The organism is Pseudomonas sp. 05T35 (assembly GCF_056396605.1).
On record NZ_JBFTLU010000758.1, the window covers coordinates 1 to 1,153 of the forward strand.

General features: G+C 43.0%; 2 protein-coding genes. Both read left to right on the forward strand.

Annotated features, from left to right (window positions below):
• A partial coding sequence (locus tag AC1DH9_RS29570; protein ID WP_477809385.1) for a hypothetical protein occupies window positions 1–664 on the forward strand: 664 nt, incomplete at its 5' end.
• 31 nt (window positions 665–695) lie between these two features.
• Window positions 696–1,153 (forward strand): hypothetical protein (locus tag AC1DH9_RS29575; RefSeq protein ID WP_477809386.1); only part of this gene is annotated, 458 nt, incomplete at its 3' end.

Sequence of the window (1,153 nt, forward strand, 5' to 3'; positions counted from 1 at the left end):
GCGCACCATTCCTGACTTAATTCAAACAGTCAATTACATCAAAAAATCGATTATTGACAAGAAGACAAGAAGCGTCAGCGCGTTGCAGTCTCTTGAAACCTTCAAAAGGAAATTGATCGGTGAGGTAGAACCCTGGATCGGTTCCATGATTCAGCTTTCGAATCCCGATGCGTTGGATACGGAAATTGCCAACCTGCATCGTGAAATCCTTAAGCTCGGGGACTCTGCTACTCAAGTGACATTAAAGCCAACCTTCATGGGCACGATTCTAGGCTTCGCGAAAGACTTAGCTGTGACACTTTCCGTTATAGAAAGAGACAAAAAAAGCGCCACTGGTGCCCAACTGATAAAACGTAGAGAGGACGCCCTTAACCAAATAGTGTCAAGAGACAAGTTCAAAGGTATCCTTCAGACGCTCCATATCAGCATGGGTTCCTTATATGACGCAGTGACACCAGCCATTAATACCGTCACCCATCTCCACAGTCACTGGGAGGCAGTAATTTTTCTTATAGATGACTCATTGAGTCGATTCCGAAGCGGGGCTGATTATGCGCTTCTCGGCCTGTTCGTTCGAAAACTTGAAGCGTTACTGGCTGACTGGCGCAATGTTGAAAACAACTCAACGGCGCTGATTAACGCCTTTAGATTAGACATTCGATAATCGAATAATAACACTCAAAGAGGCAAATAAAATGACTACCGCTAACCTTGTTAACCCTGATATTTTTATCGCAAAAGATTGCCGAGCGATCATTAACTATTATGCAAAAATCAAATTGAGTCTTATTGATATTAGCACGTTGCGCACTGATCTCCTTGCCCTTGCCAAGTACACCGAAGACGCCCATCAAAATGCCAATGACATTTTACGAAAATCCATTGATGCTATGAACACCGACGACATCCAAGGCGCAATGGAAGACATTAATGAAGTGACCGGCGACGCACAAAAAGCTTATGAAAATGAACTACAGGCTATTATTTTCAGGCGCAAGCAAACCATGGCAAGCCTGCGCAATGAACTGTACAAGCCAACCTTTAATCTTAAAATGATGGGCTTTACAAGCAATAATTTTAGACTTAGCGAACTCAATGTAACAAAAACAAACCTGCAGGCCATTTCTAAACTGGAAAAGGGCGACGATTATTA